General features: G+C 60.3%; 23 protein-coding genes and 1 pseudogene. 1 reads left to right on the top strand and 23 read right to left on the bottom strand.

What is annotated here, in order from left to right:
• Positions 1-5 precede the first annotated feature (5 nt).
• From SMD27_RS02605 to SMD27_RS02665, 13 genes and pseudogenes are all read right to left on the bottom strand, one after another.
• Positions 6-224: pseudogene (locus tag SMD27_RS02605) on the bottom strand (biotin/lipoyl-containing protein); the annotation flags it as partial.
• Positions 225-307: 83 nt separating this feature from the next.
• A complete protein-coding gene (locus SMD27_RS02610; RefSeq protein WP_320506775.1) occupies positions 308-3,166 on the bottom strand; it encodes a 2-oxoglutarate dehydrogenase E1 component in 2,859 nt (952 codons plus the stop codon).
• Positions 3,167-3,405: 239 nt separating this feature from the next.
• The gene (sucD, locus tag SMD27_RS02615) at positions 3,406-4,281 is read right to left on the bottom strand and encodes a succinate--CoA ligase subunit alpha (protein ID WP_320506776.1); all 876 of its coding nucleotides are present in this window, start codon (positions 4,279-4,281) and stop codon (positions 3,406-3,408) included.
• 4 nt (positions 4,282-4,285) lie between these two features.
• Positions 4,286-5,452, bottom strand: a complete 1,167-nt coding sequence (gene sucC / locus SMD27_RS02620; RefSeq protein WP_320506777.1) for an ADP-forming succinate--CoA ligase subunit beta — start codon at positions 5,450-5,452, stop codon at positions 4,286-4,288.
• 346 nt (positions 5,453-5,798) lie between these two features.
• Positions 5,799-6,002: a hypothetical protein gene (locus SMD27_RS02625; protein WP_320506778.1), complete on the bottom strand. Its 204-nt coding sequence runs from the start codon at positions 6,000-6,002 to the stop codon at positions 5,799-5,801.
• Between the two features lie 184 nt (positions 6,003-6,186).
• Entirely contained in the window at positions 6,187-6,576 is a 390-nt protein-coding gene (locus SMD27_RS02630) for a hypothetical protein (protein WP_320506779.1), read from the bottom strand.
• 163 nt (positions 6,577-6,739) lie between these two features.
• Complete coding sequence (zapE, locus tag SMD27_RS02635) at positions 6,740-7,915, bottom strand: cell division protein ZapE (RefSeq protein WP_320506780.1); 1,176 nt, start codon at positions 7,913-7,915, stop codon at positions 6,740-6,742.
• A 295-nt stretch (positions 7,916-8,210) separates the two neighbouring features.
• Positions 8,211-9,824 (bottom strand): hypothetical protein, encoded by a 1,614-nt coding sequence (locus SMD27_RS02640; RefSeq protein ID WP_320506781.1) that lies wholly within the window; start codon positions 9,822-9,824, stop codon positions 8,211-8,213.
• Between the two features lie 175 nt (positions 9,825-9,999).
• Entirely contained in the window at positions 10,000-10,776 is a 777-nt protein-coding gene (locus tag SMD27_RS02645; protein ID WP_320506782.1) for a succinate dehydrogenase iron-sulfur subunit, read from the bottom strand.
• Positions 10,777-10,796: 20 nt separating this feature from the next.
• Positions 10,797-12,638, bottom strand: coding sequence for a succinate dehydrogenase flavoprotein subunit (sdhA, locus tag SMD27_RS02650; protein WP_320506783.1), 1,842 nt, complete (start codon positions 12,636-12,638; stop codon positions 10,797-10,799).
• Between the two features lie 28 nt (positions 12,639-12,666).
• Positions 12,667-13,059 (bottom strand): succinate dehydrogenase, hydrophobic membrane anchor protein, encoded by a 393-nt coding sequence (sdhD, locus tag SMD27_RS02655; protein WP_320506784.1) that lies wholly within the window; start codon positions 13,057-13,059, stop codon positions 12,667-12,669.
• Positions 13,059-13,454, bottom strand: a complete 396-nt coding sequence (gene sdhC / locus SMD27_RS02660; protein WP_320506785.1) for a succinate dehydrogenase, cytochrome b556 subunit — start codon at positions 13,452-13,454, stop codon at positions 13,059-13,061. Before sdhC ends, sdhD begins: the two co-directional genes overlap by 1 nt.
• A 153-nt stretch (positions 13,455-13,607) precedes the next feature.
• Positions 13,608-14,666 (bottom strand): MaoC family dehydratase, encoded by a 1,059-nt coding sequence (locus SMD27_RS02665; RefSeq protein WP_320506786.1) that lies wholly within the window; start codon positions 14,664-14,666, stop codon positions 13,608-13,610.
• Between the two features lie 209 nt (positions 14,667-14,875).
• Between SMD27_RS02665 and pdxY the strand changes: the two genes are divergently transcribed.
• Positions 14,876-15,721: a pyridoxal kinase gene (gene pdxY / locus SMD27_RS02670; protein ID WP_320506787.1), complete on the top strand. Its 846-nt coding sequence runs from the start codon at positions 14,876-14,878 to the stop codon at positions 15,719-15,721.
• A gap of 94 nt (positions 15,722-15,815) precedes the next feature.
• On the opposite strand, the gene SMD27_RS02675 is transcribed toward pdxY, so the two are convergent.
• The 10 genes from SMD27_RS02675 to rplS form a co-directional block, all read right to left on the bottom strand.
• Positions 15,816-16,844 (bottom strand): aspartate-semialdehyde dehydrogenase, encoded by a 1,029-nt coding sequence (locus SMD27_RS02675; protein WP_320507540.1) that lies wholly within the window; start codon positions 16,842-16,844, stop codon positions 15,816-15,818.
• Positions 16,845-16,927: 83 nt separating this feature from the next.
• Positions 16,928-17,104, bottom strand: coding sequence for a hypothetical protein (locus SMD27_RS02680; RefSeq protein ID WP_320506788.1), 177 nt, complete (start codon positions 17,102-17,104; stop codon positions 16,928-16,930).
• Positions 17,105-17,214: 110 nt separating this feature from the next.
• A complete protein-coding gene (locus SMD27_RS02685) occupies positions 17,215-17,625 on the bottom strand; it encodes a hypothetical protein (protein ID WP_320506789.1) in 411 nt (136 codons plus the stop codon).
• Positions 17,626-17,657: 32 nt separating this feature from the next.
• The gene (locus tag SMD27_RS02690; RefSeq protein WP_320506790.1) at positions 17,658-18,548 is read right to left on the bottom strand and encodes a universal stress protein; all 891 of its coding nucleotides are present in this window, start codon (positions 18,546-18,548) and stop codon (positions 17,658-17,660) included.
• 190 nt (positions 18,549-18,738) lie between these two features.
• The gene (leuB, locus tag SMD27_RS02695; protein WP_320506791.1) at positions 18,739-19,848 is read right to left on the bottom strand and encodes a 3-isopropylmalate dehydrogenase; all 1,110 of its coding nucleotides are present in this window, start codon (positions 19,846-19,848) and stop codon (positions 18,739-18,741) included.
• A gap of 79 nt (positions 19,849-19,927) precedes the next feature.
• Positions 19,928-20,536 carry a 3-isopropylmalate dehydratase small subunit gene (leuD, locus tag SMD27_RS02700; RefSeq protein WP_320506792.1) on the bottom strand — a complete coding sequence of 203 codons (609 nt, stop codon included), beginning with the start codon at positions 20,534-20,536 and terminating at the stop codon, positions 19,928-19,930.
• A gap of 176 nt (positions 20,537-20,712) precedes the next feature.
• A complete protein-coding gene (locus SMD27_RS02705; RefSeq protein ID WP_320506793.1) occupies positions 20,713-22,101 on the bottom strand; it encodes a sensor histidine kinase in 1,389 nt (462 codons plus the stop codon).
• 96 nt (positions 22,102-22,197) lie between these two features.
• On the bottom strand, positions 22,198-22,872 hold the full coding sequence (locus SMD27_RS02710) for a response regulator transcription factor (RefSeq protein WP_320506794.1): 675 nt from the start codon (positions 22,870-22,872) through the stop codon (positions 22,198-22,200).
• A 290-nt stretch (positions 22,873-23,162) separates the two neighbouring features.
• The gene (gene leuC, locus SMD27_RS02715; protein WP_320506795.1) at positions 23,163-24,569 is read right to left on the bottom strand and encodes a 3-isopropylmalate dehydratase large subunit; all 1,407 of its coding nucleotides are present in this window, start codon (positions 24,567-24,569) and stop codon (positions 23,163-23,165) included.
• Positions 24,570-24,817: 248 nt separating this feature from the next.
• Positions 24,818-25,213, bottom strand: coding sequence for a 50S ribosomal protein L19 (gene rplS / locus SMD27_RS02720; protein WP_320506796.1), 396 nt, complete (start codon positions 25,211-25,213; stop codon positions 24,818-24,820).
• Between the last annotated feature and the right edge of the window lie 30 nt (positions 25,214-25,243).

Consider the following 25,243-nt stretch of genomic DNA (forward strand, 5'->3'; position numbering starts at 1 on the left):
CCAAGGAGCGCTCCCACCGCCACCGTCGCGCCGGCGGGGGCGGCAATCTCACCTAGCGTGCCATTGGCGGTCGCGAAGACCTCCAGCGTCACCTTGTCTGTTTCCAGTTCCAGCAGCGCCTCGTCGACCTTCACCTGGTCGCCGACCTGCTTCATCCACTTCGCAACCGTCGCTTCCGTCACCGATTCCCCAAGAGCCGGAACGACAATAGGCGTGGCCATCATTTCACCTCGTCAGCCTCTGCGCATGCCCCGGCATACGCATATCGATGGATGCCGGCCGAGACCGGCGGTTTCAGTTCGAGCGATCAGCCCCGGCTGGTTTGGCCAAGTGCCTGGTCGATCAATGTCGCTTGTTCTTTGACATGGCGCCGGAAGAGACCGGTTGCCGGCGCCGCCGCGGCCGGCCGGCCGGCATAGATCAGGCGCGGCTGGCGATGTCCGTTGGTTTCCATGACGGCTTCGATCTCTGGCATCACGAAGGTCCAGGCGCCCATATTCTTCGGCTCTTCCTGGCACCAAACGATTTCCGCCTTGGGGAACCGCTTCAATTCGGCTGCCAGCGATTTCGCCGGGAAGGGATAAAGCTGCTCCACGCGCAGAAGGTAGATATCCTTGATGCCGCGCTTTTCGCGCTCCTCGAAGAGGTCGTAATAGACCTTGCCGGAACACAGGACCAGACGCTTGATGTCTTTGTCCTGCAACGGCGCGTCGTCCCACAGCAGCCGGTGGAAGCTGGTGCCGGGGCCGAATTCCGGCAGCTTCGACACGCAGAGCTTATGACGCAGCAGCGATTTCGGCGTCATCATAATGAGCGGCTTGCGGAAATTCCGGTGCACCTGACGACGCAGCACATGGAAGTAATTGGCCGGCGTGGTCGCATTGACGACCTGCAGGTTGTCCTCTGCGCAGGCCTGCAGATAACGCTCGAGGCGGGCCGAGCTATGTTCCGGTCCCTGCCCCTCATAGCCATGGGGTAGTAGCATGACCAGGCCGGACATGCGCAGCCACTTCGCTTCGCCGGAGGAAATGAATTGGTCGATGATGACCTGGGCGCCATTGGCAAAATCGCCGAATTGCGCTTCCCACAGCACCAAAGCGCGCGGTTCCGCCAGCGAGAAGCCATATTCGAAGCCGAGCACGCCGGCCTCCGAAAGCGGGCTATCGATCACTTCGAAATGCGCCTGGCCTTCACGAATGTTGTTGAGCGGCGTGTATTCGGTTTCGTTTTCCTGGTCTATCAAAACCGCATGACGTTGCGAAAAAGTGCCGCGCTTGCAGTCCTGGCCGGAGAGGCGGACATAGACGCCTTCATTCAACAACGTGCCAAAAGCCAAAGCTTCGCCGGTCGCCCAGTCGATCCCTTCGCCCGTCTTGAACATGTCTTCCTTCTGGGCGAGCTGGCGGGCGATCTTGCGATTGACATTGAATGTCGCTGGCACCGTGGTCAGGGCCTTGCCGACTTCCTGCAGGCCTTCCGGCGTGATCGAGGTTTCGCCACGGCGCTCGTCGCCTGAGGCGATGGCGAGGCCGGCCCAGGCACCTTCCAGCCAGTCGGCCTTGTTCGGCTTGTAATTGGCCGAGCCTTCGAATTCCGTTTCCAGGTGATGCTGGAAGTCCTGCATGATCTTGTCGACCTCGGCCTGGGTCAACACGCCTTCCTGCACCAGCTTCTCAGCATAGATCGTCCGGGTGGTCGGATGATTGGCGATCTTGCGATACATCAGCGGCTGGGTGAAAGCCGGTTCGTCGCTTTCGTTATGGCCATAGCGGCGATAGCAGAACATGTCGATGACCACGTCGCGCTTGAACTCCTGACGGAATTCCATAGCAAGCCCGGCGCAGAACAGAACTGCTTCCGGATCATCGGCATTCACGTGCAGGATCGGCGCCTGTACGCCTTTGGCGATATCCGAGCAATAGGGCCCCGAGCGCGACGCAACCGGACTGGTGGTGAAGCCGATCTGGTTATTAATGATGAAATGGATCGTGCCGCCGGTTCGGTAGCCGAGCAGTTCGGAAAGATCGAGCGATTCCGGCACAAGGCCCTGGCCGGCGAAGGCCGCATCACCGTGGATCAGCAGGCCCATGACCTGCTCCCGGTTCTTGTCGCCGCGCTGCCGCTGCTTGGCGCGTACCTTGCCGAGCACCACGGTATTGACCGCTTCGAGATGCGACGGATTGGCATTCAGCGAGAGGTGCACCACATGGCCGTCGAATTCGCGGTCGGCGGAAGTGCCGAGATGGTATTTGACGTCAGCAGAGCCCTGCACGTCTTCCGGATTGGCAGAGTTGCCCTGGAACTCCGAGAAGATCGCCGAGAACGGCTTGTTCATGAAGTTGGCGAGCACATTGAGCCGGCCGCGATGGGCCATGCCGATCACGACCTCCTTCAGGCCAAGCTGGCTGCCACGCTTGATAATCTGTTCCAGCGCCGCAATCGCAGTTTCGCCGCCATCGAGGCCGAAACGCTTGGTGCCGGTGAACTTTTTGTCAAGGAAGCGCTCGAACATCTCCGCCGCGGTCAGGCGTTCGAGGATTGTGCGCCTGCCGCGACCGGTGAAATCGCGCTGCGCCCGGCTGCCTTCGATCCGCATCTGCAGCCACTTCTTCTGTTCGGGATTCTCGATATGCATGTATTCGATGCCGATCGACCCGCAATAGGTCTGCCGCACCGCATGCACGATCTGGCGCAAGGTCGCGCTCTCGTAACCGAAGGCGTTGTCGATAACGATTTCCCGGTCCATGTCAGCTTCGGTGAAGCCATAGGTGCGCGGATCGAGCTCGGCATGCTTGCCACGCGGCTTCAATTCCAGCGGATCGAGATTGGCTTCGAGATGGCCCCGCACGCGATAGGCGCGGATCAGCATCATCGCCCGCAAGCTGTCGAGTGCGGCTTTTTTCAGATCGCGCACTGTCGCCCGCGGCCGGCCGACATCGTCGATCGAAACTTCTTCTTCATGCCCGTTGCCGATTTCGACAGCCCGCTCGCGCGGCGACCAGCTGGCGCCGCGGATGTCCTGCAGGACAGTCGTCGCGTCGTCCTTCAGGTCATCAAAAAAGCTGCGCCAGCTGGGATCGACCGAAGCGGCGTTCTCCAGATATTTGGCGTAGAGTTCTTCGATGAAAGGGGCGTTGGGGCCGGAAAGGAAACTGGTTTGATCCATGCTCGATCACTCACTGCAGCCAAGGCCGCGATCGGGCGGCGGCCCGTAGAGAAACCCCTGGCATACCGGCGCTCGGCAAACACCGTCGGAAATGGAAATCCGGACTACCGAAGCTGCCTGCAGAAAGCCGCACCCGACCGGCGGCATCCCGTGATTTATAACCGTCCTTCCGGTATGACGCCGCAGAAATCTGCCCCCGGTCATGACAAACCGGTGACACTTTTCTGCGACGCACCGGTTTACTTACCCATTGCCTTGACCATGGTGCTCCCCAGGCTGGCGGGGGAATCCGCCACCAGGATGCCGGCCGAGCGCATGGCTTCGATCTTGTCGCCGGCACCGCCCTTGCCGCCAGAAATGATCGCACCGGCATGACCCATGCGGCGCCCCGGAGGCGCCGTGACGCCGGCGATGAAACCGACCACCGGCTTTTTCTTCTTCGACGCTTTCAGGAACGCGGCGGCGTCTTCCTCGGCACTGCCGCCGATTTCGCCGATCATCACGATGCCCTGGGTTTCGTCATCTGCCAGGAACAACTCCAGGCAGTCGACGAAATTGGTGCCGTTGACCGGATCGCCGCCGATACCGATGCAGGTCGTTTGACCGAGACCGGCCGCCGTTGTCTGCGCCACCGCTTCATAGGTCAGCGTGCCGGAGCGGGAGACGATGCCGATCTTGCCGCGGCTGTGAATATGGCCGGGCATGATGCCGATCTTGCATTCGCCGGGCGTGATGATGCCGGGACAGTTCGGTCCGATCAGACGGGTCTTGGAACCGGAAAGGCCGCGCTTGACCCGCACCATGTCGAGCACCGGAATGCCCTCGGTGATGCAGACCACGAGCTCGATGCCGGCTTCGCTCGCTTCGAGGATGGCATCGGCTGCGAAGGGCGGCGGCACATAAATGACGCTGGCATTGGCACCCGTCTTGGAGACGGCCGCAGCGACCGTGTCGAAGACTGGCAGATCCAAATGCTGGGTGCCGCCTTTGCCGGGCGTCACGCCGCCGACCATGCGGGTGCCATAGGCAATTGCTTGTTCGGAATGGAAGGTGCCCTGGGAACCGGTGAAGCCCTGGCAGATGACCTTCGTGTCCTTATTGACGAGAACGGCCATTACCTCACGCCTCCTTCACCGCTTTGACAACTTTTTCCGCTGCATCGGCCAGATTGTCGGCCGACAGGATCGGCAGGCCGGATTGCGCCAGAATCTTCTTACCGAGGTCTACATTGGTGCCTTCGAGGCGCACCACCAGCGGCACATGCAGGCTGACTTCTCGCGCAGCGGCAACGACGCCTTCGGCAATCACGTCGCAGCGCATGATGCCGCCGAAGATGTTCACGAGAATCCCTTCGACATTGGCATCGCTGAGAATGATCTTGAAGGCTGTCGTGACGCGTTCCTTGGTGGCGCCGCCGCCGACATCCAGGAAGTTCGCCGGCGCACCGCCATAGAGCTTGATGATGTCCATCGTCGCCATGGCAAGACCGGCGCCGTTCACCATGCAGCCGATATTGCCGTCGAGCTTGATGTAATTGAGGCTGTGCTTCGCGGCCTCCAGCTCTGCCGGATCTTCCTCATCAGCGTCGCGCAGCTCTTCAATATCCTTGTGGCGGAAGAGCGCGTTGTCGTCGAAATTCACCTTGGCATCGAGGGCCAGCACATCGCCGGCACCGGTCACCACCAGCGGGTTGATCTCGACGATCGAGCAATCGAGTTCGTTGAATGCGCGATACATCGCGGTGACGAATTTCACGCAGGAGCCAATCTGATTGCCTTCAAGGCCAAGGCCGAAAGCGATTTCACGGGCATGGAAAGGCTGGATCCCGGTCGCCGGATCGACGGCGATCTTGATGATCTTTTCCGGATGGGTCGCAGCAACCTCTTCGATCTCCACGCCGCCTTCCGACGACGCCATGATGGTGATCCGCGACGTCGCACGGTCCACCAGCATGCCGAGATAGAGTTCGCGCTTGATGTCGCAGCCGCCCTCGACATAAATGCGCTTCACCAGGCGACCCTGCGGGCCGGTCTGATGCGTTACCAAGGTCATGCCAAGCATCTTCTGCGCGGCATCGCGCACCTCGTCGACGGACTTGACGACTTTGACGCCGCCCGCCTTGCCGCGTCCGCCGGCGTGAATCTGGGCTTTGACCACCCAGACCGATCCGCCAAGTTTGCGCGCTGCGTCGACCGCTTCCTCAGGCGTATAAGCCACATGACCCTGGGGAACGGCGACACCGAATCTGCCAAGGAGGGCCTTGGCCTGATACTCGTGAATATTCATGCCCGGCTACCGTGAATGTTGCAGTGCAAATTGCACTCGCATGCATATCGCATAGGGCGCTGAAAAGCCTAGTTAAAAAGCTTGAGGAGCACAAAAAAGGAAGGAACGTCAGAAAAACGCTTCGGAACTGACATAAAAAGCGCTCCAAAAAAGCGGGCGACAGCGACAGCCAACGATTTGCTGTAGTGCAGCAAGCCGTACTCTATCACCTTCCAGGGCGGGTTCAAGCCAATTGAACTTCAACCCGCCGGGTCGGGGACAGGGCTGTCGCCGTCGCCGGTCTTTGTGCGAAGCGCTTATCTGACCCGCATACGAAACAAACGGGCCAGTCACCGCAAAAGCGATGTTACTTCTTCGCAGCTTTCTTCTTCGCAGCCGACTTCTTCTTGGCGGCGGGCTTCTTCGCGGCCTTCTTGGCGGCCGGCTTCTTGGCAGCGGCCTTCTTCGCCGCCGGCTTCTTGGCAGCCTTCTTGGCAGCCTTCTTGGCGGCCGGCTTCTTCGCGGCCTTCTTGGCGGCCTTCTTGGCAGCCAGCAGGATGGTCTCAGTCATTTGCTTCTCTCCTCTTTGAAGCTTCCCCATCACAGTGATGAGGCCCCTAAACGGCCTCGACCGATCCGTTGAACAGTGCCATTCAGGCCGTCCGTGCTTGAATCGATCTCGACCACTTTCTCCACGTCGCTAGCGCCGATAACCGGCACGCCGACATAGAGCCCTTTACCCAACCAGCCGCCAATCAAGCGGCGGCTAGTGGAGCATAAACATTGAACTGGTTTGCAAGTGGTTTACGATCATCGAACCCGACGTCGTGCATATGCCACGTGATCGCGGCATACCCCATCTTGACGGTCCAGTTCATTCCATAAGGCTCGGCTGGTGACATGATGGCTGGCGCTTTGATCACCCTAATCGCAAGGCGCGTCGCCATCTCCTTGGCCAAACCTCTGAAATCCTTTGCCGGGAAATTCCCGATATACCCGCGATCGCGCACAGTGAAAGCGTCGATCCGGCCCACCGGAACCCCGTCACACAGAACGTCTTCACCTGTCTCCCTGAGGCTTGCCCGTAGCGCCGGATTCCTGCCGACCCCAGCGGCATCCATCGACGCTATCTTCGTGCGTGCCATTATCCACCCCGGATCAGGTTACGCATTGCCACCGCACCTTTTGGCAACGCCCACTTCCCCATTGCACACAACACTAGCTGTTGTGTTAATACTATCATTTTCCCTCAAGAGCAAGTGTTACTCGCGGCAGTTTTGTAAAACACACATTTTACCCGCCGCTGCGTCACGTCAAATGCGGTCTACTGAGGTAGTCCACCGATTGCATTTCGTTCAGCCGGGACACCGTTCGCTCGAATTCGAAAGCACCGTCGCCGCTGGGATAAAGCCGCTCCGGCGCATCGGCCGCGGCAATCACAGCCATGACTTTGTGTTCGTACAGCTCGTCGATCAGCACCATGAAACGTCGTGCCTGATCCCGCAGATCGGCGGAGAGACGCGGTACATTGTCGACCAGCACGACCGAGTAATGAGTGGCGATGGCGAGATAGTCGGCGGCACCGAGCGGCTTTGCACAGAGGTCGACGAAATCGAACCACGCAACCGACCCGGCCTGACGCGGGATATCGACTTTGCGCTGCTGCACCGTCAAGGTCCGCGATGTCGGTTCCTTGCCACCAGTCAACCGCGCGAAAGTATCGCGCATGTGACGCGCTGCCAATTCGCCGAGCGGATAGTGATAGACCCGCATGTCCTTCAGGCGCCGCAGGCGGTAATCGCGCGCGCCATCCAGCTCCAGCACATCCAGTTTCTGCTTCAGCAGATCAATGAACGGCAGGAACCGCTCGCGTTGCAGGCCGTCCTTATAAAGGTCGTCCGGCGCCCAGTTGGAAGTCGCCACCACCACCACGCCGCGCTCGAACAGCGCCTCGAAGAGACGCCCCAGGATCATCGCATCGGCGATATTGGTGACATGGAATTCATCGAAGCAAAGCAGCGTGCTCTCTGCCGCCAGCTTGTCGGCGAGTGCCGGCATCAGGTCGACCTGCTTCGGCTTCTCCTGCCGCCAGTGATGCAGCGTGTCATGCACTTCCAGCATGAAGGCGTGGAAATGTACCCGCCGCTTCTTCTCGACCGGCGCCGAGGCGAAGAACAGGTCCATCAGCATCGACTTGCCGCGACCGACACCGCCGAAAATATAAAGCCCCTGCGGGGCATCGACTTCGCGGCGGCGCGATAGACCCAAACGCTCGCGCCAACTCGTCGCCTGGGCCTCCGGCTGGTAATTCCGCAAGGCATTGAAAAGGGATTGCAGCTTTTCCGCTGCGAGAAGTTGCGCTGCATCATGCTGCAGCTGACCGTCACGTTGCCGCGCGCGATAGGCGGCAAGCGGTCCTTCTTCCGTCATGGAGGAGACCAACGCGTCAGACACGTGAAAGGCGGCGACTCGGTCAATATGCATGTTGCAGATATGACATCACATTTTTCGTCATTTCGCCACGCCGAAATGAATCACTTGCGTTTTAATGACGCATTTTTTTGTGCCGCCTGAGTCTTTGATGCAACAGAAGATGGTCTTTGACGCGCGCACTACCCTGCATGCACGTCGCTATTCGTGCAGAATGCTCATCGCATTGATGTCTCACCTTGAGGATCACATCCACGACATGCGCTCATTCTGCCGACCTCGGCACAAACGAAAGCCGCGCCGAGCGGTGAGCATCGGCGCGGCATCGTCTCAATCAATCAAACGTCGATCAGAACTGCAATGGCTTGCCGTTCACCGTCATCTGGCCGTTCTGCGGCACATCGATCTTGAAATTGTCGACCGGCTTGCCGTCGCTGCCCGTCGCTCGCGCCGCGTAGCCCAGTAATGCCTGCAGTGCAGCGACATATTGCATCGCTTCAGGCTTCTCCTCAGCTTCCTTTTTTGCCAGGGAAAGCAGATCGTCGATACCGGTGATCGCAATATTCAATGCGCCCGTCGCTCCATAGATCGCTGCCGGCTTCATCACGAAATCACCATCGGCGGTGAGATTCGCGGCAGCTGAGCTCAGATGCGACGGCTCAACACGCAGCTTCACGCCGTCCCGCTGCAGAAGCTGCTGCAATTGAATCATGAAGACTGTCGTCTTGGCTTCTATCTGCGTCGGATCGGCCGTCGCATAGGCAGCGGCGCCATCCGCCATCACGGAAACGAGATCGGCAGTGGGGAGATCGATCAACGACACCGTCAGCGCGCCCGTCGCCGGCAGACTTGCTTTTGCGAAGGGGCGCTCTGCATCCGGCGTGTGAAGGACGAGACCGTCATGATCGAGGGTGAAAGTCAAAGTTGCTTTCGGCTGATCGAAGCCAGTGGCCGCGAAGTTGAGGCCAGCTTTCCCAAGCTCGAAGGCCTCACCACCTTCGCGCTCCTGATAAGTGACACCGGACACATGCAGATCGACGATTGAATCCGCGATCAACCCCGGCAGAGCCTTAATGAAATCCTGCACAGAGCTATCCGGCACTGCATTGCCGGAAGCATTACCAGCGGTGGCGGCGGTCGAGGCAGCGGGCGATGTTCCCGTACTGCCACTGCTATCGGCGGCGGCGGTTTGGCCGTCGGCGGGCTGCGCGCCAGCTTCGCTTTGCTTGTTCGCGGCCGATTGATTACCGACTTGCCGCAACGCACGCATTTTCGCCGCGTAGTCGATCAGCTTCAGTCCCTTGGCTGCGGAACTCGCATCGATCGAGGCGATCGTGAGCTTGCCGCCATCCTTGTCGCCCGCATTCAAACCACTGATAGTCAGCTTGCCGACCTGATCCCATAACCCCTGCCCCTTATCGGTGCTGTCGACGGCGAAGGCGATGCCCGCCATCTTCAGATCTCCGCCGGTTTTCGGATCGTCGACGGCGATATCGGCCACTTGCAGATCGAGCTTGGTGAAACTGGATGCTTCTTTCAGCCAGGTTCCTTCGAAGGCCTTGACCGTCTGGGTGACACCGCCGGCGCGTTTACCATCGGGCGCCTTGTACGGGATGGTTTGGGCGATTGACAAGTGATCGGCCTGGTAGATTTTGCCGTCTTTGGGGGTCAGGACATAGCTCAGTTTGCCGATATCGAAATAACCGGCGTCACTCAGCGTGAGCTTGACGCCCTCGATCGTGACCAGGTAGCCGGCATCTTGCTGCGGCGTGACGGTAACGGTGCCGTGACTGAGACTGCGCTGGTCAACCGGCCCCTCCATCTGTGCCAGATAGCCCTCGACATCCTTCTGCAGGCTTGCCGCCACCTGGGTGCGATCCGGTCCCTTGTCGCAGGCGGCCAATATCAAGCCCACGACCAGCGTGACACCGGCGAGGCGACCGGCCTGTTTCCCAATTCTCATCCGCGACTCCCAAATAAATTGCCCGGCATGCGGCCGGGCTTGTGCCTTACCATAACAGATTTGCCGCCCGATGGACGCTGCAATCCGGCAAACGAAAAGATCCGGGTGTGAGTTATATCACGCCCGGATCTTGTCATTACCAAGCCGATCCCGTGACCGGGATATGGCGAGACCGTTACCGCCGCTCCACCATCAGCTTCTTGATTTCGCCGATGGCCTTAGCCGGGTTGAGGCCCTTGGGGCAGGTCTTCGTGCAGTTCATGATGGTGTGGCAGCGATAGAGCCGGAACGGATCTTCCAATTCGTCCAAGCGCTCGCCGGCGCTTTCATCGCGCGTATCGGCGATCCAGCGATAGGCCTGCAGCAGGATGGCGGGGCCGAGATAACGGTCACCGTTCCACCAATAACTGGGGCAGGAGGTCGAGCAGCAGAAGCACAGGATGCATTCCCAGAGCCCGTCGAGCTTGGCCCGCTCCTCCGGCGATTGCGGCCGCTCGCGCGAAGGTGGCTGGCTCTTCGCCTTCATCCAGGGCTCGATCGATGCATATTGCGCGAAGATGTGATTGAGATCAGGGACCAGATCCTTAACGACCGGCATATGCGGTAGCGGATAGATTTTCACATCGCCGCTGATCTCGCCGATATCCTTGGTGCAGGCCAGCGTATTGGTGCCGTCGATATTCATCGCGCAGGAACCGCAAACGCCTTCCCGGCATGACCGGCGGAAGGTCAGGGTCGGGTCGATCTCGTTCTTGATCTTGATGATGGCATCGAGAACCATCGGTCCGCAGGCATCCAGATCGACCTCGTAGCTATCGATCTTCGGATTGCCGCCAACGTCCGGATCCCAGCGATAGACCTTGAAGGTCTTGATCCGCTTCGCTCCGGCCGGCGCCTTGAAGGTCTTGCCGGAAACGGGTTTCATGCTGGCGGGTAAGGTCAATTCGGCCATGATGTCAGCCCTCGCCCCGATTAATAGACCCGCGCCTTCGGCGGGAAGGATTGCACTTCATTGCTGAGCGGCTGCAGATGCACCGGCCGGTAATCGAGGCGCGGCTTGCCGTCCTCGCCGCACCAGGCAACAGTATGCTTCATCCACTTTTCGTCATTGCGCTCCGGGAAGTCTTCGCGGGCATGAGCACCGCGGCTCTCCTCGCGATTGACCGCCGATTCGATCGAAACGACCGCTTGATAGAGCAGATTGTCGAGCTCCAGGGTCTCGACCAGATCGCTGTTCCAGATGAGTGAGCGGTCGCTGACGCCGATCCGGTCGCGCTGGGCCCAGAGAGCGTGGATCTTCCCGACGCCCTCCTTCAGGCTTTCGCCGGTGCGGAAAACGGCGCAGTCATTCTGCATCGCCCGTTGCATATCGAGACGCAATTGCGCGGTCGGGATATCGCCCTTGGCATTGCGCGCCTTGTCGAGGCGGCTGATGGCAAGATCGCCGGCATCCTTGGGCAGCGGCCGCGGATTCTCGTTCGGCTTGATCAGCTCGGCGCAGCGATGTGCCGCAGCCCGGCCGAAGACCACGAGATCGAGCAGCGAATTCGACCCCAACCGGTTGGCGCCATGCACCGAAACGCAGGCGGCTTCACCGATCGCCATCAGGCCGGGCACGACGGTATCCGGATTGCCATCCTTCAGCGTCACCACTTCGCCGTGATAATTGGTCGGAATGCCGCCCATATTGTAATGCACCGTCGGCAGGACCGGGATCGGCTCGCGGGTGACGTCGACACCCGCGAAGATGCGCGCCGTTTCGGCGATGCCCGGGAGGCGCTCGTGGATCACCTTCGGGTCGAGATGCTCGATATGAAGGTGGATATGGTCCTTCTGCGGACCGACCCCGCGTCCTTCGCGGATCTCCATGGTCATCGCCCGGCTGACGACATCGCGCGAGGCAAGATCTTTCGCCGAGGGCGCATAGCGTTCCATGAAGCGCTCGCCGGCGGAATTGGTGAGATAGCCACCTTCGCCGCGCACGCCTTCGGTGATCAGGCAGCCGGCGCCATAGATGCCGGTCGGATGGAACTGGATGAATTCCATATCCTGCAGCGGCAGCCCGGCACGCAGCGCCATGGCATTGCCGTCGCCGGTGCAGGTATGGGCCGAGGTGCAGGAGAAGAACGCGCGGCCATAACCGCCGGTCGCCATCACCACCATCTTGGCATGGAAGCGATGAATGGTGCCATCATCGAGATTCCAGGCAATGACGCCGACACAGGCGCCTTCCTCATCCATGATCAGGTCGATCGCGAAGTATTCGACGAAGAATTCCGCCTGGTGCTTCAGCGCCTGCTGGTAGAGTGTGTGCAAAATGGCATGGCCGGTGCGGTCGGCGGCGGCGCAGGTGCGCTGGGCGATGCCTTTGCCGAAATGCGTGGTCATGCCGCCGAAAGGACGCTGATAAATCTTGCCGGCTTCGGTGCGGCTGAAAGGCACGCCATAATGTTCCAGCTCGATGATCGCCGGCACCGCCTCACGCACCATATATTCGATGGCGTCCTGGTCGCCCAGCCAGTCCGATCCCTTGATGGTGTCATACATATGCCAGCGCCAGTCATCCTCGCCCATATTGCCGAGCGAGGCGGAGATGCCGCCCTGCGCCGCCACCGTATGGCTGCGGGTCGGATAGACCTTGGAAATGCAGGCCGTCTTCAAGCCCTTTTCCGCCATGCCGAAGGTGGCGCGCAGGCCGGCGCCGCCGGCGCCCACCACCACGACGTCATAGCGATGATCCACAAAGGGATAGGCTGTCCCGTTGAGATGAGGGCCGTTCGCCTTCGGGCTGCCGTTTGCGTTTGTCTCAGCCATGATCCGGATCGATCCCGTTATAAAAAATTCAACCGCCGAAGGCGATGACCAGCAGCGACACCACCGCAGCCACCATCAGGGCGAAACAGGCAAAATTGGTCAGTACGATCAGCGCCTTGCGGCAGCCATGATTGCTGACGTAATCCTCGATCACCACCTGCAGGCCGAGCGCTGCGTGATAAAACATGGCGCCGAGAAACAACACCATGAGGCCAAGCGTTACCGGCGACCCAAGCCAGGCGACAGCCGTGGCGTGATCGGTATCGGTCAGGAAGACCAGCGAGCCGACGAACCACAGGGAAAGCGGAATAAGCGCCAGGGAGGTCAAGCGTTGCCGCCACCAATGGTTCACGCCTTCTTTCGCAGAACCGAGGCCACGCACGCGGCCGAGTTCGCTGCGCAATCCTTTCTCGCCCGCCATCAGAATGCACCCCGCGCCATATAACCGAACACCCAAGCCAACACGGTGAGCAGGATGGTAGCGACGATCACCGCATAACCGCTGCGATAGGCTGTCGGCAATTCGTAACCCCAACCCGCGTCCCAGGCCAAATGCCGGATGCCGTTCAGCAGGTGATAGAAGAAGGCCAGCGACCAAAGAAACAGCAGGATGCGGCCGATGATGGAGCCGACGATCCCCTCCGCCGTGTCGAAAGCTTCGTTGCCGATTGCGGCTGCGACCAGCCAATAGACCAGCACAAGCGTGCCGACTGCTAGGCCGACACCGGCGACGCGGTGAAGGATCGATGTGGCGGAAGTGAGTTGCGGCTTATAGATCTGTAGATGCGGCGAAATTGGTCGCGGATGGCTGGCCATGTATTCATCCCGAGGATGCGTTAACTACAAAACGCGAACCCTACACCGCGGCGTGTAAGGCTGCGCCTGTGATAACTCTTTCGCATTGCAGCGTCAACTTTACGCAGTTCTATCGTAAAAGCATGGCTGATGCGCCAAAAAGCGCCATTTCCATCACGCGCGACGCTTCAACAACACGGTGTAGTCGAGATCGAGCACCAGTTCGGCCGGCGGTTGGCTGCCAGCGGCGGTGAGCGAACCGGGAAAATCCGCGCAGGGATGGTCTTTGGCGGCCACGGTCCGCAATCGCAAGGCCCCGACATCCCGGCGGCCCGGCAACTCGATCCGCTCGATGATCTCGCTCCAGGCATAGATCGTATCGCCGGCGAAGCTCGGATTGACATGCCGCCCGCCATTGATCGCCAGGATTTTGAAAGCGCCGGCGAGACCATTGAAGCTGAGCGCGCGCGCCAAGCTGATGATATGGCCGCCATAGATCAGGCGCCGGCCGAACCGGCCCTTGGCCTCGCTGTGCTGGTTGAAGTGAACCTTGGCATTGTTCTGGTAGAGACGCGTCGCTGTCATGTGGTCGCTTTCTTCCAGCGTCATGCCATCGACATGATCGATCTTTTCGCCCGGCGCATAATCGTCCCAGAGATGCGGTTGACCGGCCAGGGCTGCATCATAGCGTGTCACGTCGAGCCCGGCGGGCAGCATGAAATCGGCAGCAGCGACCTCGCTTGGCAGATTGGGCACCTTGGCTTCGGGCGCCGGTGCCGACTTGTCGCGTTTGCGCACCATCACCCAGCGGACATAATCGAGGACGACTTCATGGCGCTGGTTGCGACCGATCGAATGGACATAGACCACGCCCGTTTCGCCATTGGAATTCTCTTTCAGCCCGATCACGGTCGAGCGGGCACTGACCGTGTCGCCGGGATAGACCGGCACGCCGAATTTGCAACCGGCATAACCGAGATTGGCGATCGCATTCAGCGAGATATCGGCAACGGTCCGGCCGAACACCATGTGAAAGACCAGCAGGTCGTCGACCGGCGCCCTTGGCAGGCCGATCGACTGGGCAAAGCTGTCCGAGCTTGGCAAGGCGAAACGCGAACCGGTCAAGCCGATATAGAGCGCCACATCCCCGGCACTGATGCTGCGTGGCACCGCATGCACGATCTCCTGGCCCAGCCGAAAATCTTCGAAATAGTTGCCCGGATTGGTCTTCATCTTCCCCTGCTCAGCTTGAGTATCGCGTTTATGTTGCAGTGCAAACATTAGCGACAGGCACGCGGGGAAAGCAAGAACGCTGCATTGACAGCACGGTTATTTCGGTGATGGGGGATTGTTGCGAGACAAGTTGCCTGTTTTCGCCAATACGGCGACATGGCAAGGTGACAATTCGATTTCACGATGCCCCGAACACGACGCCAAGAACGATGAATATCCTATCGATCCAATCGCAGGTCGTTTACGGCCATGTCGGCAACTCCGCCGCCCAGTTCATCCTGCAGCGCCTCGGCTATGATGTCTGGTCGATACCGACTGTGCTCTTCTCTAATCATCTGGATTGGCCGACCTGGACCGGCCGGGTGCTGCCGCCGGAAGATGTTGCGGCGCTGATCGACGGCCTCGACAAACTGGGCGTGCTGGAGCGGGTCGATGCGGTGCTGACCGGATATCTCGGCGACGCGGGCAATGTACCGCTGGTGGCACAGCTGGTCGATCGGCTACGGGCCGACCATCCCAATCTCATCTATGCCTGCGATCCGGTCATGGGCGACCACGGCGAGCTTTATGTCAGGCCCGCCCTGGCTGAAGGAATTGCCGAAGAGCTGGTGCGGCGCGCCGATATCCTGTTGCCTAATCAGTTCGAACTGGCGCGGCTCAGCGGCCGCGACATTCATGATCACGCGACCACCATTGCTGCCGCGCGCGAGCTGAAACATCGCAGCAAGGCCCGCATCGTGGTGGCAACCGGTGCCCCGGAACCGTCGATGCCGGACTCGATCTTCGCCGTCGCGATGGATGACGACAGCATCTGGCGGGCGGAAGGCGCGAAGGTGGAGGTGCCGGCATCGGGCGCGGGCGACAGTTTCGCCGCCTTATTCGTCGGACATTATCTGCGGCAGCGTGATCTGTCGCAGGCTTTGGCCGCGGCGGTGACCGGCACAAGCCAGATATTCGCTGCCACTGCCGCCAAGGCGCATGATGAATTGGTCATCATCGGCAGCCAGGATAAGTGGGCCAACCTGCCCGCGACCACGGCAACGCGCATTGCTTGATAGATCGCCGGGGCGATAACCCACCCATTGATAAGAAACGGCCCGCGCGATCTCGGACGGGCCGTTCACTTCACCTCGACATTGACGGTCCGGTTTACGCCGCCTTCTTACCCAAATGTTCCTTGACCAGCACTTCGGCGATCTGCACCGCATTGAGGGCAGCACCCTTGCGCAGATTGTCGGAAACGCACCAGAAATTGAGACCGTGCTGCACCGTCGGATCCTTACGCAGGCGGCTGACGAAGACCGCGTCTTCACCAGCACATTCGGCCGGCGTGACATAGCCTTCATCGACCCGGTGATCGATCACGGTCACGCCCGGCGCGTTCCGCAAAGCGCTGCGCGCTTCTTCCTCGCTGATCGGGTTTTCGAATTCCACGTTCACCGCTTCGGAATGACCGATGAAGATCGGCGCACGTACGCAGGTCGCCGTCACGGGGATATTCGGATCTAGGATCTTGCGGGTCTCGACCGCCATCTTCCATTCCTCTTTCGTGTACCCGTCTTCCATAAAGACATCGATATGCGGAATGAGATTGAAAGCAATCTGCTTGGTGAACTTCCGCCGCTCGACCGGGCTGTTCATATAGATCGCACGGGTCTGGTTGAAGAGCTCATCCATGCCCTCCTTGCCGGCGCCCGAGACCGATTGATAGGTGGCGACGACGACCCGCTTGATCTTGGCGAGATCATGCAGCGGCTTCAGTGCGACCACCATCTGGATGGTCGAGCAGTTCGGATTGGCGATGATGCCGCGCTTGGTGTAGTTGGCGATGGCATGGGGGTTGACCTCGGGCACCACCAGTGGCACGTCCGGTTCCATGCGGAAATGCGAGGTGTTGTCGATGACGACCGCGCCGGCCGAGGCGGCCTTGGGCGAGAAGACGGCGGATACCTTCGCACCGGGCGAGGAGAGGACGATATCGACACCTTTGAAGTTATAGGTGTCGAGGCGCTGCACCTTCAGCACATCATCTTCGCCGAAGGAAACCTCGCTGCCGGCCGAGCGTTCGGAGGCCAGCGCCACCACCTCGCTGACCGGGAACTGGCGGTCGGCCAAGGTCTGCAGGATTTCCCGTCCTACATTCCCCGTGGCTCCCACCACTGCAACTTTATACGCCATCATGTCCTCTCATTTGCATCGTCTAGAAAAAGAAAAAGGCCGCATCAAGCGGCCCACGGAACAACCCTATAAGCCGCAATGCGTCAGCCGCCGGTAGTTTTTCCGGTGGTGGTGGTTGCGGTGGTGGTGGACGTCGACTGACCATTCGCAGCGGTCTCGTCGGCGTGGCGCGGACAGGCCATCGTGCTCGCCGACAGAGCGGCAAGCCCGAACAGAATCGTCAGCATGGCAAGAGCCAGTTTCATCGCCGGATCAATCATCCTTTGCACCAACAGCACAATTTTATACCCGTGGGCGGGCTTTTGTCGAGTCGCCGTTTTCCCGGCGATTCGCCGGTTTCGGCAGGAATGGTTCAAGAAGACCTGGACATCTAGGGGTTGAACGGCTCCACCGAAACGATGCGGAAAGGCAATGTCTCGCCATTATGATCGGTGATCGAAACATATTCTCCCGGCCGGAATTGGTGGCGCTCGAATTTAAAGGCCGGTTCGTCATCATCGACACCGGGCTCATAGGAAAAGACCCAGTGGTCGCGGCCAAGACGCAACAAGGCGCCGCTTTGCGCTAATTCCCCGACCCAGAAGCGATGCACCCGACAATGGCTCTTCAACTGCTGGAAGGCTTCGAAATCCAAATGGCCTTCGGCATTGAGCGGCGCCACGAACTCGTAACCACAATCGGGCGTACCCTGGGGAAAGTCTCGCGTCCGTCCAAGCTCAAGCCTAATGGTGTGCAACTGCGTCGCTCGTTGCTGGTCTCGCCGCCCCTCGCCTTCTTTCATCGCTTATCCGCCGCTCGCTCCGCTCGCCCGCCTCAATGCGCCAGCAAAACCGGCAGGCCTGCATGGTGAATCATGTCCCGCGTGACGCCACCGAGGACCATTTGGCGCAAGCGCCCGTGGGAATAGGCCCCCATAACCAACAGGCCGGCCTGTTGTTCCGCCGCCGTCTGCAGGAGGCGCTGCGACGTCCCGCCTTCTTTGGGAACGTCCGCCAAGGCTGACTCGATGCCCTGCCAGGCCAGATAACGTACCAATTCCAGCGCCGCATTGCCCTGTTGCCCCTCTGGAACGGTCGCTACCCGCACTCTCGCGCGTCCCGACAGGAGGTCCAAGGCAGATTGCACCGCGCGAACGGCCTCAATGCTGCCATTCCAGGCAATCAGCGCAGTCCCCGTCTCGATCGCCTCCAACGCCGCTTCGGACATCGTCTTGGGCACCAGCAAGACCGAGCGGCCGGCCGCAAACAGCACATCCTCCAGCTGAATGGACATCAGGGCGAAATCGTCGCCCTGCTCGGGTCGCGCGAAGACAATCAAATCGGTCAAACGGGAATAGATGATGAGCGGATCCCGGATCAGTTCCTGTTCCTGCTCGGCGACGAATTGGGTCGTGACACCGGCAGCTTCCGCTCCCGGATTGATCGGCTGGTCGGACAAGGTGATGCCCCGATCCGCCACCCATTTATCGAAAGTGGCTCGCGCGGTCTTGGCCAGGGCCTCGCTATGCTTCCTGGTTACATCAGCCGCTTCTGCGATGGCGAAACCCACCCCGACCAGCATCGGCGTCGATTGCAAGGGATCTGCAAGGACGTGCAAAGCCTGGATATGTGCTTGATGAGGTTTGGCCACGGCAAGTGCCGCATCGAGCGCGCACCGATCGGTCTCGATCCCCAAGAGTGGAACCAGGATGTGCTTGATGCTCATCTAGAGACCCCTTTTTTGCAAACTCGGAACGACATACTGACCTAAAAAATGTGGGTCTCACGTCCGGCCGAGTCAAGAAATAGCGGACTGTAGATGGGCAAAGGCGCCTCACCATTTAGTGAAGCGCCTTGCAGGTCTTTGCCGGAAAGGTTGTCGGGGGAGGATTCAGCCGGAAATGATTTCCGTCGTATCACACCGCCAACCGGTCCAACGCCTTCAAGATTTCGTCACCCATCTGCGTGGTCGAGACCTTGGTGCAACCGGGTGCCATGATGTCGCCCGTGCGGAACCCACCGGCAACCACTTCCTGGGCCGCCTTATCGAGGAGATCGGCTTCCTTCCCAAGATCGAAGGAATAGCGCAGCATCATCGACAGGCTGAGCAGGCAGGCGAGCGGGTTTGCCAGATCCTTGCCGGCAATATCCGGGGCCGAGCCATGCACCGGCTCATAGAGCGCGCGACGCTTGCCATTGGCATCGGCGGCACCCAGAGAGGCGGAGGGCAACATGCCGAGCGATCCCGTCAGCATGGCGGCGCAATCGCTGAGCAGATCGCCGAACAGATTGTCGGTGACGATGACATCGAACTGCTTCGGCTGACGCACCAACTGCATGGCGCAGTTATCGGCATACATATGGCTGAGCTCGATATCCTTGTACTCGCCATGGAGCTTGGTGACTTCCTCGCGCCACAGCAGGCCGCTTTCCATCACATTGGCCTTCTCGACCGAGCAGAGCTTGCGGCCGCGCTTGCGCGCCAATTCGAAGGCGACGCGGGCGACGCGATGGATTTCACTGGTGGTATAGACCTGCGTGTTGACGCCGCGGCGTTCACCGTTGGGCAGATTTTCGATACCGCGTGGCTGACCGAAATAGACGCCGCCGGTCAATTCGCGGACGATCATGATGTCGAGGCCCTCGACCAATTCCGTCTTCAGGCTGGAAGCTTCCGCCAAGGCATCGAAGACCAGGGCCGGGCGCAGATTGGCGAACAGCTCCATATCCTTGCGCAGACGCAAGAGGCCGCGTTCCGGCTTGATTTCGAACGGCAGGTTATCCCATTTCGGACCGCCGACGGCCCCCAGCAGAACCGCATCCGCATCCATCGCCTCGGCCATAGTCTCGTCGGTCAGCGGCACACCGTGCTTATCGATCGAGCAGCCGCCAACCAGGCCGTCGCTCACCGAAAAGCTGAGGCCTTGGCGCTTTTCGAACCAGGTGATGACGCGCTTGACCTGTGTCATGACTTCGGGACCGATGCCGTCGCCGGCGAGAATCAGCAGCTTCTTATTGGATGCCATGAGGTCGATCGCTTTCAGGAATCTTTAGTCGGAGAATAAAATGAATGCCGGCGACACGGGCCGCATCGCCGGCGGCAGCTCACCAAAGCCAGGGCTGGCTGAGCTTATTCTTGCTTTCGTAGCTGGCGATATCCGGAGCCTTCTGCATGGTCAGGCCGATATCGTCCAGGCCATTCAGCAGGCAGTGCTTGCGGAAGGGATCGATGTCGAAGCGGATGACACCGCCATCGGGGCCACGCAATTCCTGCTTTTCCAGATCGACGGTGATAACTGCGTTAGCGCCGCGATTAGCATCGTCCATCAGTTTGTCGACATCTTCCTGGGGCAGTTTGATCGGCAGGATGCCGTTCTTGAAGCAGTTGTTGTAGAAGATGTCGGCGAAGCTTGGCGCGATGATGCAGCGGATGCCGAAATCCAGCAGCGCCCAGGGCGCGTGTTCGCGCGAGGAACCGCAACCGAAATTATCGCCTGCCACCAGGATCTCAGCCTTGCGATAAGCCGGCTTGTTCAGCACGAAATCCGGCACTTCCTTGCCATCCGGCGTATAACGCATCTCGTCGAACAGGTTCTTGCCGAGCCCCGTGCGCTTGATGGTTTTCAGGAACTGCTTCGGAATGATCATGTCGGTATCGACATTGATCATGGGCAATGGGGCGGCAACACCAGTCAAAACGGTAAATTTTTGCATGATTCCCGGCTCTTTCTTGGCCGGATCGGACGGTGCCGCACACAGGCGACCCGCCATGACCGGCCGGATCGCCGGCTTTTATGTCACGCTCATCCTCATGAAACAAGCCCGGAGTCCGCGCAGGCGCCGGACGGCTGCTGCGCGACGATTGCAGGCTGCCTAGGTCGCGACGGGCATCATGACCGGCTCAGCAGCGGCACCTGCAAGGTGAAGCGGGCACCCCCGCCGGGATTATCATCGACCGACAGGCTGCCATGGTGCAGTTCGGCGATCCGCTGGGCGATCGCCAGCCCGAGCCCGGCATTGCCCGTGCTGCGCCGATCGGCCCGCCAAAAGCGGTGGAACAGGCGCTGGCGGTCCACTGGCGGAATACCAGGCCCCCGATCGGCGACGCCAACCTTGCCGGCCGGATCGAGGGTCAATTCGACCTCGGTGCCTTCTGCCGTGTAGCGCAAGGCGTTTTCGACCAGGTTGCGCAAAGCCTGGTAGATCGCATCGGGATTGCCACGCACCAGGATGGGCTGTTCGGCCCCATTGACCGCGATCCCCCGATTCTGGCTGATCGCCAAAGGTGCCATCAAGGCCGCCAGCTCCAGGGAAATGGCACTGAGATCGGCGCTATCGCTGCTTTGGATGGTGAGTGCTTCGAGCTGAGCCACCATGGTCATTTGGCCGACCAGCCGCGTCATGCGTTCGACATCGGCCCGCAGCGGTTGCAGGTCCCGATCGCCGCCAAGGCTTTCCAGATGTGCCGCGAGTACGGCCAGCGGCGTCCGCAATTCATGCGCCGCATCGGCCATGAAATCGCGCTGCAGGCGAAACCCGTCATCGAGCCGGCCTAGCGCCCCATTGATGGTGCGGACCGGTTCCAGCAATTCCGCCGGCAGATCGTCGGTCGGCAAGCGCAGATCGGTTCGCAAAGGACCGATCGCAGCGGCAAAACGCTGCAGGCGTTCGAGCGGCGCCAGGGCCGAGCGCACGGTGAGGCTGAGAACGGCGAGCAGGACAAGCGACATCGGAATGGCGAAGGGGAGAAACTCACCAAGCCATTCCTGGGTCAAAGCATCGATTCCCACCATTGTGGCGCTGGGCCTGGCGGTGATCTGAACGATCAATCGCTGATTATCGATCGTCAGCACGCTGACCAGGGTGAAGACATGCCGTTTCAGCGGACGCCCGTCCTTCAGTGGCCGCTGGATCAGGAAATCGCTGATATCGTCTTCGCCATCAAGGCCAATGATCGGCAAGGGCTGAAGAAGGTCGGCATCGTGTCCGCCGCGCAGCAATTCCCGCCCCGTCGAATCGCGAAGGAGATAGGCGACGCCGCTGGGAATACCGTCGGGATTGAGCTGCCAGGACCCGTCGGGCTGGCGCTGGAGATTGCGCTCAACCGTATCGGTGATTTCCTGCAGCTTGCCGAACAGGATATCGCTATTGGCGCTGCGGTAGATCAGGAAGAGCGCCGCACCGACCAGCAGGCAAAAGAAAATGCAGACCCCGCCGAGCCTGAGAAGGAGGCGGGACTGCAACGATCGGTTGGTAAAGGCACGTTTGAACTGACCCATGACTGCGGAGCCCGGTAAGCTCGCCGTCCCCGAACCGACGGCCCTTCCGCCCCCTTGATCGATACGCCCGTCAGGCAGTCTCCGGCCGGTGAGCAATCAGTGAGGCTCCATCACCATATACCCAACACCGCGGACGGTGTGGAGATGAATATCGGCACCGCTGGCAGTGAGTTTCTTCCGCAAGCGGGAGACAAGCACTTCCAGGGCATTGGTGCCGACTTCATCATCGAAACCATAGATGCCATCCTCGATGATGGTCCGATTGACGACATTGCCCGGACGCCGCAGCAGGATTTCCATCAACGCCAATTCGCGTCGGGTCAGCCCAGCGCGCTTGCCTTCCACCATCAGGGCCGGACCGGAAGTATCCAGGCTGACATTGCCGAGATTGAGTTGCACGCCGAGAGCGGCGCCGGGACGGCGCAGCAGCGCCTTGATGCGGGCAACCAGCTCCTCCATGGCGAAGGGCTTGGTCATGTAGTCATCGGCACCGTGATTGAGACCGTTGACCCGGTCGCTGAGGCCATCGCGGGCCGTGAGTACTAGGATGGGCGTCGAATCGCCGGCAGCGCGCCGAGCCTGTAACAAATCAAGTCCATTGCCATCCGGCAAACCGAGATCCAGAATTACCGCATCGAAGCGGGCACCTGCCATAGCAGCATCGGCGTCACGGATATCCGCAACCCGATCGACGGTAAAATTGGCGTCCCGCAACGCCTTTTCTAGGAATTCCGACAGACGGTCGTTGTCCTCGATCAACAGCAATCGCATTCCGTTTCAGTCCCTTAATTTCGCCGATGGTCGCCGAAAAACGGTGTCTCGGCAGATGGTGTCGCTTGCAGCCGAAGGCTGCGGTTCGGGGTGCAACCGCAGCGAGGCGGCGCAACGGGATGGAGCATAGAAAGCCGGCCTGTCAGCAAGCTGACACAAAAGCAAGGTTATAAAAAAAGTTCGATACGGTCCAAGAATCGAGCGGGATCAATAGCAAAAGGGCGGCACCGACAGAGTGCCGCCCCTCGATAGACGTAAGTAAGCCAGCCGGCTGGCTTGGCTAAGCCGGATCAGCCGACCTTTCGCACATCCGCAAGATGACCGGTGATCGCCGCCGCCGCCGCCATGGCCGGGCTCATCAGATGAGTCCGCCCGCCACGGCCTTGGCGGCCTTCGAAATTGCGGTTCGAGGTCGAGGCGCAACGTTCGCCCGGTGACAGCCGGTCCGGATTCATCGCCAGGCACATCGAACAACCAGGCTCGCGCCAGTCAAAACCGGCTTCGATCAGGATCTTGTCGAGGCCTTCCTCTTCCGCCTGCGCCTTCACCAGACCCGAACCCGGGACCACCATGGCATTGACGTGGGAGGCCACCTTCTTGCCCTTGGCGACCTTGGCGACTTCGCGCAAATCTTCGATCCGGCCGTTGGTACAGGAACCGATGAAGACCCGGTCGACCTTCACATCAGTCAGATGGGTGCCCGGCGTCAGGCCCATGTAATCCAGCGCACGCTGCATCGCCTTGCGCTTGGCTTCGTCCGCAACATTGGCGGGATTGGGCACTGAAGCGGTGATCGGCAGGACGTCTTCCGGGCTGGTTCCCCAGGTCACTTGCGGCACCAGATCCGAGGCCTTCAGCACGATCTCGGTGTCGTATTTGGCATCGGGATCGGAGGGCAGGGTCTTCCAGAAAGCCACGGCCTGTTCGAATGCCCCGCCTTTCGGCGATTGCGGCAAGCCCTTCAAATATTCAAATGTGGTCTCGTCCGGCGCAATCAGGCCGGCGCGGGCACCAGCCTCGATCGACATGTTGCAGATCGTCATGCGGCCTTCCATGGAGAGGTCGCGGATCGCCTTGCCGGCATATTCGATCACATGGCCGGTGCCACCGGCGGTGCCGATCTTGCCGATGATAGCGAGGATCAGGTCCTTGGCGGTGACGCCCAGCGGCAGATCGCCCTCCACCGTGATGCGCATGTTCTTGGCGGGACGCTGGATCAGCGTCTGAGTGGCCAGGACATGTTCCACTTCCGAGGTGCCGATGCCAAAGGCCAGGGAGCCGAAAGCGCCATGGGTCGAGGTATGGGAGTCGCCGCAGACGATGGTCATGCCGGGCTGCGTGAATCCCTGTTCCGGGCCGATGATATGCACGATCCCTTGGCGGGGATCATCCATTCGGAAATAGGGAATGTCGAAATCCGCGCAATTCTTCTCCAGCGTTTCGATCTGGATGCGGCTCTCTTCTTCCTGGATGCCTTTCGACCGGTCGGAAGTCGGCACGTTGTGGTCGGCGACCGCCAAAGTGGCGTTGGGACGGTGCACCTTGCGGCCGGCACTGCGCAGCCCTTCGAAAGCTTGCGGGCTGGTGACCTCGTGGACAAGATGCCGGTCGATATAGATGAGACAGGTTCCGTCCTCCTGGCGATGCACCAGATGATTGTCCCAGATCTTGTCGAACAGCGTCTTCGGTTGTGCCATGGCGGCCACACGTCCTTGATCGTCAATGTCCCGCATCGCTCCAGCCGCCGATGGTCGGAAAGCCGCTGGCACGATCGCGGTATGCCTCGATTACAATATCCGCGGCGGCAGAATCGGCCCCGCCGAGGATCTTGTCACTCACTACCGGGGCCAAGCCTAGCGGCACGGCGCGAACCGATGCCGGGCATGGCCCCTCCCCGGCTAGGCCGGGCCAACATTCATCGAGTCTGACGACCCGATGATCGGTCTTATTCGCCGGCCGCTTCAGAAGCGGTCGTCGTCGTCGTCGTCGTCTTTTCGGCGATACGAGCCGCCTTGCCGCGCAGGCCGCGCAGGTAATAGAGCTTCGCACGACGCACATCGCCACGGCGGATTAGCTCCACGCTCACCAGACGCGGGCTATAGAGCGGGAATACGCGCTCCACACCTTCGCCGTAAGAAATCTTGCGCACGGTGAAGGACGAATTCACCCCGGCATTCTTGCGGGCAATGCAGACGCCCTCGAAAGCCTGGACACGTTCGCGGTCGCCTTCGACCACCTTCACATTCACCTTCACAGTATCACCGGGCGCGAATTCCGGCAGCTTCGACGCCGCAGCCAGCTTAGCAACCTGGTCCTTCTCGAAATCATGCAATGTCGTCATGACACAGTTCCTTCCTTGTAATGTCGTCCG

Origin of the sequence: Dongia soli, from assembly GCF_034044715.1 — a bacterium.
Lineage (GTDB): Bacteria > Pseudomonadota > Alphaproteobacteria > Dongiales > Dongiaceae > Dongia_B > Dongia_B soli.